Raw genomic sequence first — 15,826 nt, 5'->3', positions numbered from 1 at the left:
TCAGTTGTCAGTTTGATTCCTCCCTGACAACTGAACCATTTCCTAATCGATTTGTTGTTAGTTGTTGGTTGTTGTTTGTAAGCTACTAAACCACTAACTACTAACCACTAACCACTAACTAAAAAATCAGGAGTAATTTATGAGTGTCGTTACCGAATTAATTCTGAATGCTGATAGTGAATCTCGCTATCCTGCTCCCAAAGAGTTAAGAATTTTTCAAGACTTTTTGAGAACAGGAGACCAACGCATTCGGATTGCAAAAATTTTAGCGGAAAATGAACAACTAATTGTGCAACGTGGTAGCCAAAAATTCTGGGAACGCTGTCCTAATACTCCTAGTAATAGTGGCAACGAGCGGAAAACAGCTTCCTGTCAGCGCGATCAAGGTTGGTATGTTCGCTTAGTTGCTTACTCAGTCTTGGCGGGCAGTGAGAAACCCTTGGAAGAAATAGGTACTGTTGGCATTAAAGAGATGTACAACAATTTAGAGATTCCACTCAGAAATATAGTGGAAGCAATGCGCTGCATTAAAGAAGAAGCTGTATCCATGATGAGTGAGGAAGATGCTGTTGAGGTAGGCCCATATTTTGACTACATCATTAGAGCGTTGTCATAGGAAGGAGTAACAGATGAATAATGAAGTATGAAAAATAAAAAATAAATTTATACTTCATTTTTCGTCTTTTCTTAAACATCTATTACTCGAATACTCAAATTAAGGATACAGAATTATGCAAGACGCAATTACTTCTTTGATTAATTCTTCTGACGTTCAAGGAAAATACCTGGATAACAATTCTTTAGAGAAGCTACAACACTACTACCATACTGGTGATATGCGAGCGCGTGCTGCTACTACGATTAGTGCTAATGCCAAAACTATCGTTACTCAAACAGTAGCCAAATCTCTGCTTTATACAGATATCACGGCTCCTGGCGGCAATATGTATACTTGTCGTCGTTATGCTGCTTGTGTTCGAGACTTAGATTACTTTTTGCGCTATGCTACCTACGCCATGTTGGCTGGCGATCCCTCAATTTTAGACGAGCGCATTCTGAATGGTTTGAGGGAAACTTATAACTCTTTGGGCGTTCCTATTGGTGCAACTATACGAGCAGTGCAAGCAATGAAGGAAGTAACTAATAGCATGATAGGTGCTGATGCGGGTAAAGAAATGGGTGTTTATTTCGACTACATTGCTTCTGGCTTGAGCTGAAGACCAATAAATAGGGAATAGGGAAAAACAATTAATCATCAACTCCCATTCCCAATTTCCAATTCATACTTTTTTACTAGCAATTAACAATTTCCTATTTCCAATGAGCATTATTATAAAATCAATTGTAAATGCCGATCGCGAAGCTCGGTATCTAAACGCTGGTGAGTTAAGCGCAATTCAAGAGTTTTATGAAAGTGGAGTTTCTCGGCTTAATCTTGCCATGACTCTAACGGAAAATGAACAAAAAATTGTAGAAAAAGCAAGTCTCAAATTTTGGGAACGCTGTCCAAATACACCTAGTAATAGTGGTAATAGAATGTATCGAAATTCGTGCTTGCGCGATCAAAGTTGGTACATTCGTTTGATTACTTATGCTGTGGTAGTGGGGGATGTAGAGCCTTTAGCAGCAATTGGTACTATTGGAGTGAAAGAAATGTACGAATCTCTAGAAATTCCCCTACCCAATCTAGTAGAAGCAATTCGTTGCCTTAAAGAAGTATCTTTAGACTTATTTACCTTAGAAGATGCCACCGAAATAGCACCTTATTTTGACTATTTGATTCAGAGTTTAATGCCTTAATTGGTTAGTAGTTAGTAGTTAGTGGTTAGTTGCTAATACTAACAACAAACAACAAATAACAAACAACAACCAACAAATAAAAAATGAGTGCTAAAGCAAGTAGTAGTATTTCAGTTGCTCATCCACAACTATATCAAACTGTACCTATTGCAGTTATTTCACAAGCAGAACAACAAGACCGCTGTTTAAAGCGTACTGAACTTCAAGAACTCAATTCATTTTTTAGTTCTGGTAATAAGCGTTTAGAAATTGTAGAAACGCTAACTAAAAATGCAGATGAAATTGTATCTGTGGGGGCAAATCGGATTTTTGTTGGCGGTTTTCCCATGGATTACTTGGAAAAACCCCAAGATCCTTTAGGATTGCCAGGTTCTGGTTATTATGTAGGTGAGGATTACCTGAGTGCAGCACGAAGAAATGGTTATGTTCCGGATAAGGAACGGGTGAATTTAATACCAACGCCAAGATTTTTCAATCCTTTAAGGGGTTGGTGGGAACAAGCGCGTACCCTCTTCACTGACAGAGATCCACTCCCGGAAGGTTTCCGTTTTATCAATATTTCTCGCTATGGGCCAACAAGAATGAAACGGTCTATGCGAGACTTAGCGTGGTTTTTACGTTATATAACTTATGCCATTGTTGCTGGTGATACTAGTATTTTGTCAGCCAATGCCAGAGGCTTGCGCGGCATCATTCCAGAAGATGTAACAGATGCTACTGTTGTTGCTCTTAAGGAAATGCAACGTCAATCCCTAAATTACTTTGCAAATGATGCTGAGGCACAGGAAATTATCAAACATAATTTTCAAGTATTAATATCCGAATACCTTGTGGAAAAACCTCCAATTGAACTTAGAATTGGGGTTTCCGACGAGCAACAAGGTTTAGTATTGCCTCAAAGTTATGCGATCGCCTCACTCGTGCGACTCAAATATGTGATGAAATCGGTCTTACCAGAAACAGAAAAGCAAGCAGTAATTAAAGCTGCCTATCGGCAAGTCTTTGAGCGCGATGTGGCTGCTACCTATGGTTTCCCTGTAGATGAATTGGAGTCCCAAGTCAAGGGTGGACAAATTTCCATGAAGGAATTTGTTCGTCGTTTAGGTAAATCTCGCCTCTACCGCAGACTTTTCTGGGAGCCGTACACCATCAGTCGCGTGATTGAATTGGCAATGCGTCACTTTTTGGGACGGGGATTGAGTTCTCTAGAAGAGTTCCAAGAATACTTTGCTGTAGTTACCAAAGGTGGTTTACCTAAGCTAGTTGACACTTTGGTAGATTCCCAAGAATACGCTGACTACTTTGGCGAGGAAACAGTACCATATCTGCGTGGCTTGGGACAAGAAGCTCAGGAGTGCCGTAATTGGGGGCCACAAATAGATTTGTTTAAATACAGCACTGTTGTTCACAAAGTACCCCAGTTTGTCACCCTGTTTGGCAAATACACCAAACCATTACCCAATCAGCATCCTTACGGTTCTGGTAACGACCCCCTCGAAATTCAATTTGGTGCAATTTTCCCTGTAGATACTTTACCCGCAACCACTCTCCACAGTCCTGCACCCTTTGGTAAAGATAACCGCCGCATTCTGATTAGCTCCAATGGCTTGGGACAAGTTCCAGGCACTTTGGGAAAGATAATCAAGTTAGATCATCCAGAGAAGTTACACACAACATCTCCAGTAAATGGAAAACAAGCACCACCCAACATCAGCCTCGCGAAAAATTCCCCATCCATAGTAATTCAAGTGGCTTATCGACAAGTATTTGGACGTGATGTCTTTGAAGGTCAGCGTATAACAGTCGCAGAATCAGCATTCCTAAGTGGTGCAATTACCATGCGGGAGTTTATCCGCCAATTAGCCAAATCTAAATTATTCCGGAGAATGTTTTGGGAACCACTATACATAACTAAGGCGATTGAATATATCCATCGGCGCTTGTTGGGTCGTCCTACCTATGGGCGACAAGAAATGAATCATTACTACGACATCTCTGCAAATCAAGGCTTTTACGCACTAATTGATGAAATGATCGATAGCCCAGAATATATGCAAACTTTTGGAGAAGATACGGTTCCCTATGAACGCTATGTTACACCCAGAGGTTTTGCAATGCGATCGCCAAAATCATCTTACGCCGTAAATCTGTCGGCAAAATCTTTGCTGTCATCCCCATCAGAATTAGACAGGTTTGTTCCCAACCACCGCAACGGACAAACACAAACTTTGCCAGAGTTGGTAAATGGGTGTGAGACTAACCTCCAAGAACAAAAGCTGGAAGCAGAATTAACTCCAGTAATTGAGTCTGAAAGCCAAGAAAGCTATATCAATCCAGTCTGATTGCAAAAAATTTGGTTTTCTTGGTGTCTTTGTGTCTTGGTGGTGAAAAATCTTTTTTTGAAACACAAAGACACAAAGACACAAAGAGCTAATCCTAATTACCAAATCCAAAATCCAAAATTGATATGAGTCTTGTAAAGCAGGTAATTGAGAACGCTGATGAACAGATGCGCTATCCTAGCCCCGGAGAAATCCGCATGATTCAAAATTTTTGCCATTCGGGGGACAAACGGATTCGCATTGCTACAACTTTGGCGAGTAACCAAAATCGGCTTGTAGAAAGAGCTAGCCAGAAGTTCTGGAAGCGGTGTCCAGTGACACCCAGTAATAGCGGCAATATGAGGAAAACAGCTTCCTGTCAACGCGATCAAGGTTGGTATATCCGTTTAGTTGCCTATTGTGTTTTGGCAGGAAATGAGCAGCCGTTGACGGAAATTGGCACAGTAGGAATGCAACAAATGTATCAATCTTTAGGAATTCCGCTCTCTAATTGGGTTGAGGCGGTGCGTTGTATTAAAGAAGAAGCTCAAGCACTGCTTGGTGATGAAGATGCTGCGGAAGTCACTCCTTATTTTGACTACATTATTCAAGCTCTTTCCTTTCCAGGTGCTCCTTATTTTATGAATGATGGTCGGTCGGATTGGTGAACAAAGTTTTTTAGCAAAAGGATAAGTGATTATGACCATTGCAATTAGACCCTCACGGACAAGGGGGTTTGAATGGTTTTATGTCCTCGATGACTGGCTGAAACGCGATCGCTTTGTGTTTATTGGTTGGTCGGGTTTGTTACTCTTTCCCTGTGCTTACCTGGCGATTGGGGGTTGGTTTACTGGTACGACTTTTGTTACTTCTTGGTATACTCACGGGATTGTGAGTTCTTATTTGGAAGGCTGTAATTTCCTGACTGCGGCTGTTTCCACTCCTGCTGATAGCATGGGACATTCCTTGCTGTTTTTGTGGGGACCAGAGGCGCAGGGAGATTTTACCCGTTGGTGTCAAATTGGTGGTTTGTGGAATTTTGTTGCTTTGCATGGTGTCTTTGGTTTAATTGGCTTCATGCTGCGCCAATTTGAGATTGCTCGTGCAGTTGGCGTTCGACCCTACAATGCGATCGCTTTTTCTGCTCCTATTTCCGTATTTGTTTCTGTCTTCCTTATTTATCCATTAGGACAATCTTCCTGGTTTTTTGCGCCTTCGTTTGGGGTCGCTGCAATTTTCCGTTTCTTACTATTTTTCCAAGCTTTCCACAACTATACGCTGAACCCGTTTCACATGATGGGAGTCGCTGGTGTATTGGGAGGTGCGCTGTTGTGTGCTATTCACGGTGCGACAGTGGAAAACACTTTGTTTAGAGACACCAAAAGCTTTAATACTTTCGGAGGGTTTTCTCCTACTCAAGCAGAAGAAACCTATTCGTTTGTGACTGCAAACCGCTACTGGTCACAGATTTTTGGGATTGCCTTTTCTAACAAGCGATGGTTGCATTTCTTTATGTTGTTTGTGCCAGTTACGGGCTTGTGGATGAGTTCTATTGGCATGGTGGGTTTAGCTTTTAACCTGCGGGCTTATGACTTTGTATCTCAGGAAATCCGCGCAGCCGAAGATCCAGAATTTGAAACTTTTTATACCAAGAATATCCTGTTGAATGAGGGAGCTAGAGCGTGGATGGCGGCTCAAGACCAGCCCCATGAAAAGTTTCAATTCCCTGAAGAGGTAATGCCTCGTGGAAATGCTGAATGAGGGAGCCAGAGCCTGGATGGCGACTCAAGACTAGCCCCATGAAAAGTTTGAATTCCCTGAAGAGGTAATGTTCTGTGGAAACGCCCTTTGATTCTAAAGTTTCAAAACCAAAAGACGAAGTCCAGAAACCTGCTTATATCGTCAATTCACCAAGCGAAGGTCGTGATGAAGCCTCAACTGGATATGCTTGGTGGGCTGGTAACGCTCGTTTTATTAACCAATCTGGTCGGTTTTTAGGTGCTCATGTTGCCCATGCAGGGCTGATTGCCTTTTGGGCAGGGGCGATGCTGCTGTTTGAAGTCGCTCACTATGTCCCGGAAAAACCGATGTATGACCAAGGTCTGATCTTAATGCCTCACATTGCCGCCCTTGGTTTTGGTGTGGGGCCAGGAGGTCAGGTAGTAGATATCTTTCCATTTTTTGCGATCGCTGTAGCTCACCTCATTGGCTCTGCTGTTTTGGGTTTTGGTGGCATCTATCACTCCCTCAAAGGCCCGCAAAAACTTCCTGGTTTCTTTAACTTTGATTGGAGCGATAAAGATAAAGTCACTAGCATTTTGGGATATCACCTGATTGCTTTGGGTGTTGCCGCCTTCTTACTTGTCGGTAAGGCGATGTTGTGGGGTGGGTTGTATGACACCTGGGCACCTGGAGGTGGTGGTGTACGCCTTGTTACTAATCCTACCCTTGACCCCAGAGTCATTTTTGGTTATCTGTTCAAAGGTTTTACAGGTGGAGCAGGTAATATTGCAAGTGTTGACAACCTAGAGGATTTAGTCGGCGGTCATATTTGGATCGGTTCGCTGCTGATACTTGGTGGTATTTGGCACATTGTTACCAAGCCTTTTAAGTGGACTCACAAAGCCTTTATTTGGTCGGGTGAAGCTTACCTTTCGCAAAGTTTGGGCAATGTAGCCGGACAAGCATTTATTGCCACGATGTTCATCTGGTTTAACAATACTGCCTATCCCAGCGAATTTTACGGGCCGACAGTTGCTGAATCTTCCAATGCTCAGGCGCTAGTCTTTCTCGTGCGTGACCAAAATTTAGGAGCAAATGTCGCTTCAGCGCAAGGACCAACAGGTCTGGGGAAATATTTGATGCGATCGCCAACCGGAGAAATTATCTTTGGTGGGGAAACCATGCGCTTTTGGGATGTCAAAGCCCCCTGGCTAGAACCTCTGCGTGGCCCAAATGGTCTAGATATTGACAAACTTCAGCATGATGTCCAGCCTTGGCAAATTCGCCGTGCTTCTGAATACATGACCCATGCGCCCATTGGTTCCCTGAATTCTGTCGGCGGCTTAGCAACTGAACTCAACTCCTTTAACTTTGTTGGGCCCCGTGCCTGGCTAGCTTCTGCACATTTTGTCTTTGCTCTCCTTTTCTTAGTTGGTCATCTCTGGCATGCCGGTCGCGCCAGAGCAGCCGCAGCAGGCTTTGAAAGGGGTATAGACCGAGAAGATGAGCCAGTTCTATCCATGCCTCCATTAGATTAGTTGGCGATCGGGGATCGGGAATAGGGAATTACTTAATCCTTAAACTCTCCCTTCTCTTCCCATTTCCCAATCCCCTATCACTAATCCCCAATCTCCCCACTCCCCATTAGGACTATGCAGTATTTGCTCAAAAATCAAATCATTGACTCCGTGGTTCACATAACTTTGTTGATGTTTTTTTGTGTAATTTTGTCTTTTTTGAAAAATTTTTTCCCTGATTCAGCATCAGGTACATACCTACGACTTTTGTTCTAAATAAGAGATTGAATTCTCTTAACTCTTGACTTTTGACTAAGGAAGCACAATCAATGGGATTACCTTGGTATAGAGTTCACACAGTGGTCTTAAATGACCCAGGACGACTTATTGCTGTACACCTGATGCACAATGCCCTTTGTGCAGGCTTTGCTGGTTCGATGCTTTTGTTTGAACTAGCTTTGTACGATCCTAGCGATCCAGTACTCAATCCCATGTGGCGACAGGGATGTTTTTTAATGCCGTTTGTGGCGCGCTTGGGAGTGACGAATTCTTGGCAAGGCTGGAGCGTTACAGGTGAAACCTTCGCAGATCCTGGTTTTTGGACGTTTGAAACTGTAGCCATAGCTCACATTGTCTTTTCGGGTCTTGAGTTCTTGGCTGCTTGCTGGCACTGGTTTTACTGGGATCTCGCCACATTCTTCGACTCCAAAACGGGCGAACCAACTTTAGATTTGCCCAAAATTTTTGGCATTCACCTATTCTTAGCTGGTTTACTCTGCTTTGGTTTTGGTGCTTTTCATCTCACCGGTATTTTTGGCCCGGGTATGTGGGTTTCTGACCCATATGGGCTAACTGGTCATGTTCAAGGAGTTGCACCAGTATGGGGCCCAGAGGGTTTTAATCCCCAAAATCCTGGTGGAGTTGTTGCTCACCATATTGCAGCGGGTATTGTGGGAATTATTGGCGGACTTTTCCATATAGTTGTTCGACCCCCCGAGGTACTCTACAGGGGGCTAAGGATGGGAAATATTGAAACTGTCCTTGCCAGTGCGCTGGCCACTTTCTTTTTTGCAGGTTTTGTGGCTGCTGGCAGTATGTGGTATGGAACTGCTACCACACCAATTGAACTGTGGGGACCAACTCGTTATCAGTGGGATCAAAACTACTTCAAACAAGAGATTGATAGGCGAGTGCAAGCTGGTTTAGACGAGGGTAAAACTCTCTCACAATCTTGGTCAGCTATCCCAGAGAAACTGGCTTTCTATGACTATATTGGCAATAATCCTGCCAAGGGTGGTTTATTCCGAGTGGGTCGAATGGTCGATGGAGATGGAGTTGCTCAAAGCTGGCTTGGTCATCCAGTATTCAAAGACCGTGAAGGACGGGAATTGACAGTTCGTCGAATGCCTACTTTCTTTGAAACCTTCCCAGTAGTTCTGACTGACAAAGATGGTGTAGTGCGTGCAGATATTCCCTTTCAGCGAGCAGAGGCAAAATATAGCTTTGAGCAAACTGGTGTTAATGTCAGCTTCTTTGGCGGGATACTTGATGGTCAAACGTTTACAGACCCTATGACGGTGAAGAAGTACGCACGTCAGGCTCAACTGGGTGAACCTTTTAAATTTGACCGCACAATCCACAATTCCGATGGAGTTTTCCGAACTAGTAACCGGGGCTTTTTTGCCTTTTTCCACACTTGCTTTGCTTTGGTGTGGTTTTTCGGACACATCTGGCATGGTTCTCGTACCATCTACCGGGATGTATTTGCTGGCATTGACCCAGAACTTGATGAACAGGTAGAGTTTGGTGTTTTCCAGAAAGTGGGAGATACAACCACACGTAAGAAGCAACCAGTTATCTAAAACACCAGTAAAGACGCGCCATGGCGCGTCTCTACAAATTACCAAATACCATCAACAATAGTCGGAGGAATCCATGCAATCACAAAATTTTCAACCCAAAAAAGTCGCACCTGTACAATATCTACTCAAACAATTAAATACTGAGGCAGGTAAAGTTACCCCTGGTTGGGGTACTACACCACTAATGGCTGCCTTGATGCTGTTGTTGTTTATTTTCTTATTAATGATTTTAGAGATTGTCAATTCCTCAATTTTGCTTGAAGGAATCAATATGAGTTGAACAAGCTTGGGAAACTAATCTATAGGTGGGGAGGTTGAGCAATAAGGAAATTAGGAATTAGGAGTTAGGAGTTAACAACCAACACCCAACAAACAACTACTAACCAATAAACTGAGGTATTTAAATGCAACACATTTATTTAGCGTATGGTGAGGGACAATTTGCCTCAACTGCAACCGGAGTTTTCTTTGGTTTGATAACAGCTGTATCTTTTTGCGCTCTCTTGATAATTTATGCAGCCAACACTTATCCAGCAGATCGAAGGTAATGTCTAAATGTCAAAAAAACAACTACTACTAACCACTAACTAATAACAACCAACAATCAACAAAATTATGAAAAGAATATTTGCTCTGATTCTCGCAATTTTTATTTGGTTTAGCGCTGTTTCTACTGCATTGGCAGAAAATACCACATTGGTTCCTTGTTACAAATCACCTGCATTTGTAGAAAGGATGAAAAATGCTCCTGACAGTTATTACACTACAAAGCCATTAAAAGCTTATTCGCAGTTGCTTTGTGGTGAGGATGGTCTACCTAGGATTGCTCTTGACCGCCTTAGTCTTGCTGTTGACGTAGCAATTCCGATCGCCATATTTCTGTATACTGCTGGTTTTATTGGCTGGAGTGGTCGGTCTTACCTACAGGCAATTAAAAAACAAGATAAAGCAGAAGAAAAAGAAGTGTTTATTGATGTACCGTTGTTCATTAGTTGTATGGTGATGGCTTTATTTTGGCCGATGGCAGTAATTAAAGAATTACTAGCTGGTGAATTAGTTGCCAAGGATGAAGAAATTCCTATTTCAGTTCGCTGAAATAATGTTGAGAGGATATCTGAAAAGTTTGTAACATTACATCAAGTAATTGAGGCAAGATAATTTATACTTCAAGAGATATTCTCTCAATAGTCAGAATAAAAATACAAATTCAATTTAATTGATGTTGGAGAAACCACGATGGAAGCACGTTATTTATTCAGATATCTTTCCAGTGCTCCTGTAGTTGCTACATTGGCATTGATTATTATTTCTGTGATTTTGATCGTATTGAATTATCTATTTCCTGGTTTGCAATACGGTACTTTTTTCCATTCTTTGCCGTAATATCAAAGAAGTTTGAATGCGATCGCCGTCAAGCGGTGACATTACCAGTAACAGCACAATCGCCAAACAAGACAAGAATTTGCGATCACTCTGTGACTATCTGAATCATTTCCAGATGCTCTTCATTTTCACAGAGAAATGGTATTAGTTATGCCTGCTTTCTAACCTGAAAAAAGGCAGAGGGCAGAAGGCTGGAAGTATTAATAGAAACTTTAGTTGTGGATATAAAGCCCACTCGTATAAAAAATTTGTGTCAAGCAGAGAGTGCGACCAGACAATAAAGTATCCTTGCTTTTGTCCCACTATTTGCGCGTGGCTTCCCTTCTGCCAAATGAGCCTCCTGCCTTCATGAATGTAAAACCCTTGCAATCATACTATTTGCTTGCGACTCATATCCGCCCCCAAACAAATTAAAGTGATTGAGGATGTGATACAAATTATACAAAGTCTTTCTGCGCTCGTATCCTGACTCTAGCGGAAATACTTGGTTATAACCACGATAAAATGCCGCCGGAAAACCGCCAAAAAGTTCGGTCATGGCAATATCTACTTCTCTATCCCCAAAATATGTTGCTGGATCGAAAATAACTGGTTCTCCTTTAACAGTACATCCAGCGTTACCCCCCCACAAATCACCGTGTACTAGGGAAGGTTGCGGATTGTGGTCTGCTAATATTTCGGAAATAGCTGCTAGTAAATCTTCAGCTTGCGAAAATCTACCACCTCGTCGCCTTGCTAATTGAAACTGATAACCCAGGCGATGCTTACTAAAAAAATCTGCCCAATTAGATGTCCAAGTATTAATTTGGGGCGTAGAACCAATAGTATTATTCATGTCCCAGCCAAAACCATTCACTGTAGTGGCTTTGTGCATCGCCGCTAACTTACGCCCCATTTCTTCCCAAGTTTTGGCATTACCTGAACCCATTTCCAACCATTCCAAAACTAAGTAGCAAAAACTACCAACTATTCCACTACAGATTGGTTTGGGAACACGGATAGTGCCTGTATTGTGTATTTGTTCTAAACCCAGGGCTTCCGCTTCAAACATGGTAACTTGGGATGCTTGATTAAGCTTAACAAAATAGGTAAGCTTGCCATCCGATATGGCATAACCTTGGTTGATGCACCCGCCACCAACTGAACGTCGTTGTGCAGAGTGGAATTTTTCACCAGTGATTTGGGTAATATGGGCGTCGATTTCAGTCCACATGGTTTTGATGGGGAGATGGGGAGGTGGGGGAGTGTGGGGAGATGGGGAGTGTGAGGAGTGTGTAGACGCGCTTTGCGCGGCTTCCCGTAAGGGTGGAGTGTGAGGAGTGGAGAAATAACCACTAACCACTAACCACTAACCAATGTACAGACCTGCCATGGCACGTCTCTACAACAACCAACAACCAACAAACAACCACTAACTACTAACTAAACTGGTTTCATTACTACTACACCGTACGCGTTGGGGGTAAGATACTTTTGGGCAGCTTGCATTAACTTGGTTGCGTCCTGTGCTTCGATATGGCTGGGGTAGTCAAAGGCTGGTTCTAAATCGCCTATTAGTGTTTGATAATAACCATATAAACCTGCGCGATCGCTTGGTGTCTCATTGCCAAAAATAAATCTATTCGCTACTCGCTTCCGCACACGGGCAATTTCTGATTCTTGCACGAACTCAGTTTGTAAGGTTCTAATATGTTGAGCGATCGCTTCTTCTACTAACCCCAAATTTTCTACTGGACAGTGAGCAGAAATATAAAATGTCCCCTGCAACTTATGAGTCATGTTACTCACAGAAATATGGGAAGCAAGTCCACGTTCTTCACGTAACTCTCGGACTAATCTGGATGTACGTCCATGTCCGAGAATTGCCGCTAAAACATCCAAAGCATAGGTTTCATCAAGTTTGTCTAAGCCTGGAACTCGCCAAACCATTACCAGTCGTGCTTGCTGTAAGCTTTCATCAGTAAATTCTTGTCGGACAATTTCACTAAATGGGAGTTCACAAACAAATTTTGGTGGTTGTTTGTTGATTGTTGATTGGTGATTGTGAGATTTGCTAAAGCCTTCTGCAATAATTTCAATTAATTCTTCTACTGCTAAATTACCAACAGCGACAGCAGTTATCGACGGTGGTTGATACCAACTAGCGTGAAAATCTCGCATTTGTTGGGGTTTGAGGTGAGAGATTACCTCTTCTGCTCCCAATACCGGACGTCGATAAGGAAGTTGTGCAAAAGCCATCTCCATCGCCCTTTTGTAGGTGCGGCGACGGGGATTATCTTCGGAACGTCTTATTTCTTCTAAAACTACCAACCTCTCTCGTTCAAAGGCATCATCAGGAATACTTGCATTCGCTACTACATCAATTTGCAGAGGCGCGAGATCAGCAAAATCCTTCGGAGCAGTAGTTATATAATAGTGGGTATAATCCTGGCTAGTAGCGGCATTAGTAACAGCACCCCGCTCTTCAATTCTACGTTCAAACTCACCGCTGATTAGTTGTTCAGTTCCCTTAAAAATCATATGCTCTAAAAAGTGAGCCATGCCATTAATCGCATCTGCTTCTACAGCTGAGCCGACGTTAATCCACAAACTCAAGTTAACTGCATCTATCGGCATTTGCTCCGCTATGATCGTTAAACCATTCGGTAATCGATGAAGCTTTGGTGCATTCAGACGAGGAAATTTTACCAGGGTTGAGGTCATGGGTAGTTGTAAGTGAGCAGTTACCTCTATCTTACATAGCACTTCAATGAGAATTGCAGCGATCGCTTAATTACAAGAAATTTACTGAGTGATTGCTGTATCTGCGACACGTATTGGTTTTTTTCTTGGTGTCTTGGTGTCTTTGTGGTTTATTTTCACCACCAAGACACCAAGACACGAAGGTACATATTAAAATGCACCTCACCCTGTTAACAGAGGTGTTGTACTTAATCGAGTTGAAAATCACCGTATATGGATGTGAGAAGCTTGCTCAGTATTGGCTAAAATTACATTGTTTCTTTATATTAAGTATTTTGTAAAATATAATTAAGAGTATTAAGAATTATCTGATAAATATCAATGCCAAATCATCGTGGTGGCAAAACTAAATCTCGTGTCATCATTATTGGTGCAGGAATTGGTGGACTTACTGCTGGGGCATTATTGGCTCGTAGAGGTTATAGTGTCCTCATTCTAGATCAAGCCCTAGTGCCTGGTGGTTGTGCTTCTACATTTAAACGCAAAGGTTTTACTTTTGATGTCGGTGCAACCCAAGTCGCGGGTTTGGAACCAGGAGGAATTCACTACCGCATTTTTTCAGAATTAGAAATTGATTTACCGCCTGCAACGCCTTGTGATCCTGCATGTGCGGTATTTTTGCCAGGAGAAAATACACCCATCAATGTTTGGCGTGATCCTCAGAAATGGCAAGAGGAACGCCAGCGACAGTTCCCTGGTAGCGAACCTTTTTGGCAATTGATTGCAGAGTTGTTTAAAGCCAGTTGGAAATTTCAAGGGCGTGATCCGGTACTACCGCCGCGTAACCTTTGGGATCTATGGCAGCTAACCAAGGCGGTGCGTCCGAGTACTTTAATTACTGTACCTTATACGTTGTTTACGGTAGGGGATGCGTTGCGTGCCTACAAGTTGGCAGATGATCAGCGTTTACGAACGTTTTTAGATTTGCAACTGAAGCTATACTCTCAGGTAGATGCAGAAGAAACAGCGCTATTGTACGCCGCAACAGCGTTGAGTGTATCTCAGGAACCACAAGGCTTGTTTCATCTCCAAGGTAGTATGCAGGTGTTGAGCGATCGCTTAGTTTCTGCTTTAGAACGAGATGGTGGTCAATTATTAATGCGCCACACTGTTGAACAAATCAAAGTAGCCCAAGGTAAAGCTAAGGCTGTAGTTATTCGCAATCAAAAAACTGGGGAAACCTGGACAGAATCAGCTGACCATATCATTGCTAATGTTACAGTCCAAAATTTGGTGAAATTGCTAGGTGAAAAGGCTCCCTCTGGGTATAAAAAACGTGTGGCAAAATTGCCACCTGCATCCGGTGCATTTGTAGTGTATCTAGGCGTGGATGCAAGTGCTATTCCCCTTGATTGTCCCCCCCACCTACAATTTATGTACGATGCCAATGGCCCAATTGGCGAAAATAATTCTCTATTTGTGTCTGTGAGTCATCCCGGTGATGGTCGTGCTACTACAGGTAAAGCTACAATTATTGCCTCTTCCTTCGTAGATCCTGAACCTTGGTGGCAGACAGAAGATTACGAAGGGTTAAAACAAAAGTATACAGAAGATGCGATCGCTCGTCTGGCACAATATTTTTATTTAAAACCAGAAACCATTATTCATGTAGAAGCTGCCACACCCCGTACCTTTGCTCATTACACCGCTCGCGATCGCGGTATTGTTGGTGGAATTGGTCAAAGGATAGCGACATTTGGTCCCTTTGGATTTGCCAATCGTACACCCATAGATCATCTCTGGTTAGTTGGTGACTCTACCCACCCCGGCGAAGGTACAGCAGGCGTGAGTTATTCTGCACTAACAGTAGTTAGGCAAATAGATGGGTAATTGGTAATGGGTAATTGGTAATGGGTAATGGGTAATTGGTAATTGGTAATGGGTAATGGGTAATTGGTAATTTGTCACTATTTATTCTCCTCACACTCCTCTCACTCCCCCTACTTCCCCTATCCCCTCAAGGTAAAAACCGATCTAAAGCTGCTTTGAGTTGCTCAATTTCTACATCAATATTGCCCTCTTCTGCTGCTCTGGCAATACACTCAGTTAAATGTTCATCCAAAACAATGCGTGCTACTTTATCCAGCGCACCTCTAACTGCGGCAATTTGCAACAACACATCAGGACAAGGGCTATTTTGCTGTACCATTGTCTTGATTCCGCGAATATGTCCTTCTATACGTGATAATCGATTTACCAATCGGCGCAAAGACTCTTCGCTATGAATGTGAGGATGAGGCGACTGTTCATGGTTATGAGTCTTGTGTGTGTGAACGTGGTCTGTTTCTTCCAAGAGTACATCCTCATCTTGCTCAAAACTAGGCAAAGATGATTTAGCTAATCGCTTTGATCCATTCATTGGCTGCTGTTTGGAGTTTTAGGAATACATAAGATCCTAACTTAGATAGGGATAGTAGTGGGGAGTAATGTACAGACGCGCTGTTTGAAGCGTCTGGGAATGTAAGGGGTGTGGGGAGTG

General features: G+C 42.7%; 15 protein-coding genes and 1 pseudogene. 12 read left to right on the top strand and 4 right to left on the bottom strand.

Going from position 1 to position 15,826, the window contains the following annotated elements; all coding sequences use genetic code 11:
- The first annotated feature begins 139 nt into the window (after positions 1-139).
- The 11 genes from apcD (UYK_RS0117685) (at position 140) to UYK_RS0117630 (ending at position 10,605) form a co-directional block, all read left to right on the top strand.
- Positions 140-616, top strand: coding sequence for an allophycocyanin subunit alpha-B (apcD, locus tag UYK_RS0117685; RefSeq protein ID WP_009453702.1), 477 nt, complete (start codon positions 140-142; stop codon positions 614-616).
- 115 nt (positions 617-731) lie between these two features.
- On the top strand, positions 732-1,217 hold the full coding sequence (gene apcB, locus UYK_RS0117680; protein ID WP_009453701.1) for an allophycocyanin subunit beta: 486 nt from the start codon (positions 732-734) through the stop codon (positions 1,215-1,217).
- Between the two features lie 103 nt (positions 1,218-1,320).
- The gene (gene apcD, locus UYK_RS0117675; protein ID WP_009453700.1) at positions 1,321-1,800 is read left to right on the top strand and encodes an allophycocyanin subunit alpha-B; all 480 of its coding nucleotides are present in this window, start codon (positions 1,321-1,323) and stop codon (positions 1,798-1,800) included.
- A gap of 83 nt (positions 1,801-1,883) precedes the next feature.
- Entirely contained in the window at positions 1,884-4,142 is a 2,259-nt protein-coding gene (locus UYK_RS0117670) for a phycobilisome rod-core linker polypeptide (RefSeq protein ID WP_009453699.1), read from the top strand.
- 125 nt (positions 4,143-4,267) lie between these two features.
- Positions 4,268-4,789, top strand: coding sequence for an allophycocyanin subunit alpha-B (apcD, locus tag UYK_RS0117665; RefSeq protein WP_009453698.1), 522 nt, complete (start codon positions 4,268-4,270; stop codon positions 4,787-4,789).
- 31 nt (positions 4,790-4,820) lie between these two features.
- Positions 4,821-5,882, top strand: a complete 1,062-nt coding sequence (psbD, locus tag UYK_RS0117660) for a photosystem II D2 protein (photosystem q(a) protein) (RefSeq protein ID WP_009453696.1) — start codon at positions 4,821-4,823, stop codon at positions 5,880-5,882.
- A 74-nt stretch (positions 5,883-5,956) separates the two neighbouring features.
- Entirely contained in the window at positions 5,957-7,381 is a 1,425-nt protein-coding gene (psbC, locus tag UYK_RS0117655) for a photosystem II reaction center protein CP43 (protein ID WP_009453695.1), read from the top strand.
- A 308-nt stretch (positions 7,382-7,689) separates the two neighbouring features.
- Positions 7,690-9,222 (top strand): photosystem II chlorophyll-binding protein CP47, encoded by a 1,533-nt coding sequence (gene psbB / locus UYK_RS0117650; protein ID WP_009453694.1) that lies wholly within the window; start codon positions 7,690-7,692, stop codon positions 9,220-9,222.
- A 73-nt stretch (positions 9,223-9,295) separates the two neighbouring features.
- Positions 9,296-9,502: a photosystem II reaction center phosphoprotein PsbH gene (gene psbH, locus UYK_RS0117645; RefSeq protein WP_009453693.1), complete on the top strand. Its 207-nt coding sequence runs from the start codon at positions 9,296-9,298 to the stop codon at positions 9,500-9,502.
- 335 nt (positions 9,503-9,837) lie between these two features.
- Positions 9,838-10,317 (top strand): photosystem I reaction center protein PsaF subunit III, encoded by a 480-nt coding sequence (locus UYK_RS0117635; protein ID WP_009453691.1) that lies wholly within the window; start codon positions 9,838-9,840, stop codon positions 10,315-10,317.
- Between the two features lie 141 nt (positions 10,318-10,458).
- Complete coding sequence (locus UYK_RS0117630; RefSeq protein ID WP_009453690.1) at positions 10,459-10,605, top strand: photosystem I reaction centre subunit IX / PsaJ; 147 nt, start codon at positions 10,459-10,461, stop codon at positions 10,603-10,605.
- Between the two features lie 31 nt (positions 10,606-10,636).
- On the opposite strand, the pseudogene UYK_RS27670 reads toward UYK_RS0117630, so the two are convergent.
- The 3 genes and pseudogenes from UYK_RS27670 to UYK_RS0117615 form a co-directional block, all read right to left on the bottom strand.
- Positions 10,637-10,732 (bottom strand): annotated as a pseudogene (locus UYK_RS27670) (NADH-quinone oxidoreductase subunit B family protein); the annotation flags it as partial.
- Positions 10,733-10,951: 219 nt separating this feature from the next.
- Positions 10,952-11,818, bottom strand: a complete 867-nt coding sequence (locus UYK_RS0117625) for a fructosamine kinase family protein (protein WP_016871857.1) — start codon at positions 11,816-11,818, stop codon at positions 10,952-10,954.
- A 209-nt stretch (positions 11,819-12,027) separates the two neighbouring features.
- A complete protein-coding gene (locus UYK_RS0117615) occupies positions 12,028-13,308 on the bottom strand; it encodes a M16 family metallopeptidase (protein WP_009453688.1) in 1,281 nt (426 codons plus the stop codon).
- A gap of 360 nt (positions 13,309-13,668) precedes the next feature.
- Here UYK_RS0117615 and crtD point away from each other — a divergent pair, with 360 nt between their 5' ends.
- Positions 13,669-15,177: a C-3',4' desaturase CrtD gene (gene crtD, locus UYK_RS0117610; protein WP_009453687.1), complete on the top strand. Its 1,509-nt coding sequence runs from the start codon at positions 13,669-13,671 to the stop codon at positions 15,175-15,177.
- Positions 15,178-15,304: 127 nt separating this feature from the next.
- On the opposite strand, the gene UYK_RS0117605 is transcribed toward crtD, so the two are convergent.
- Positions 15,305-15,706 (bottom strand): metal-sensing transcriptional repressor, encoded by a 402-nt coding sequence (locus tag UYK_RS0117605; RefSeq protein ID WP_016871855.1) that lies wholly within the window; start codon positions 15,704-15,706, stop codon positions 15,305-15,307.
- Positions 15,707-15,826 lie beyond the last annotated feature (120 nt).

It is taken from the genome of Fischerella thermalis PCC 7521 (genome assembly GCF_000317225.1).
In the GTDB taxonomy this organism is placed as follows: Bacteria; Cyanobacteriota; Cyanobacteriia; order Cyanobacteriales; family Nostocaceae; genus Fischerella; species Fischerella thermalis.
Note: the sequence above shows the minus strand (reverse complement) of the source record. Positions and strands in the feature narration are given on the sequence as shown.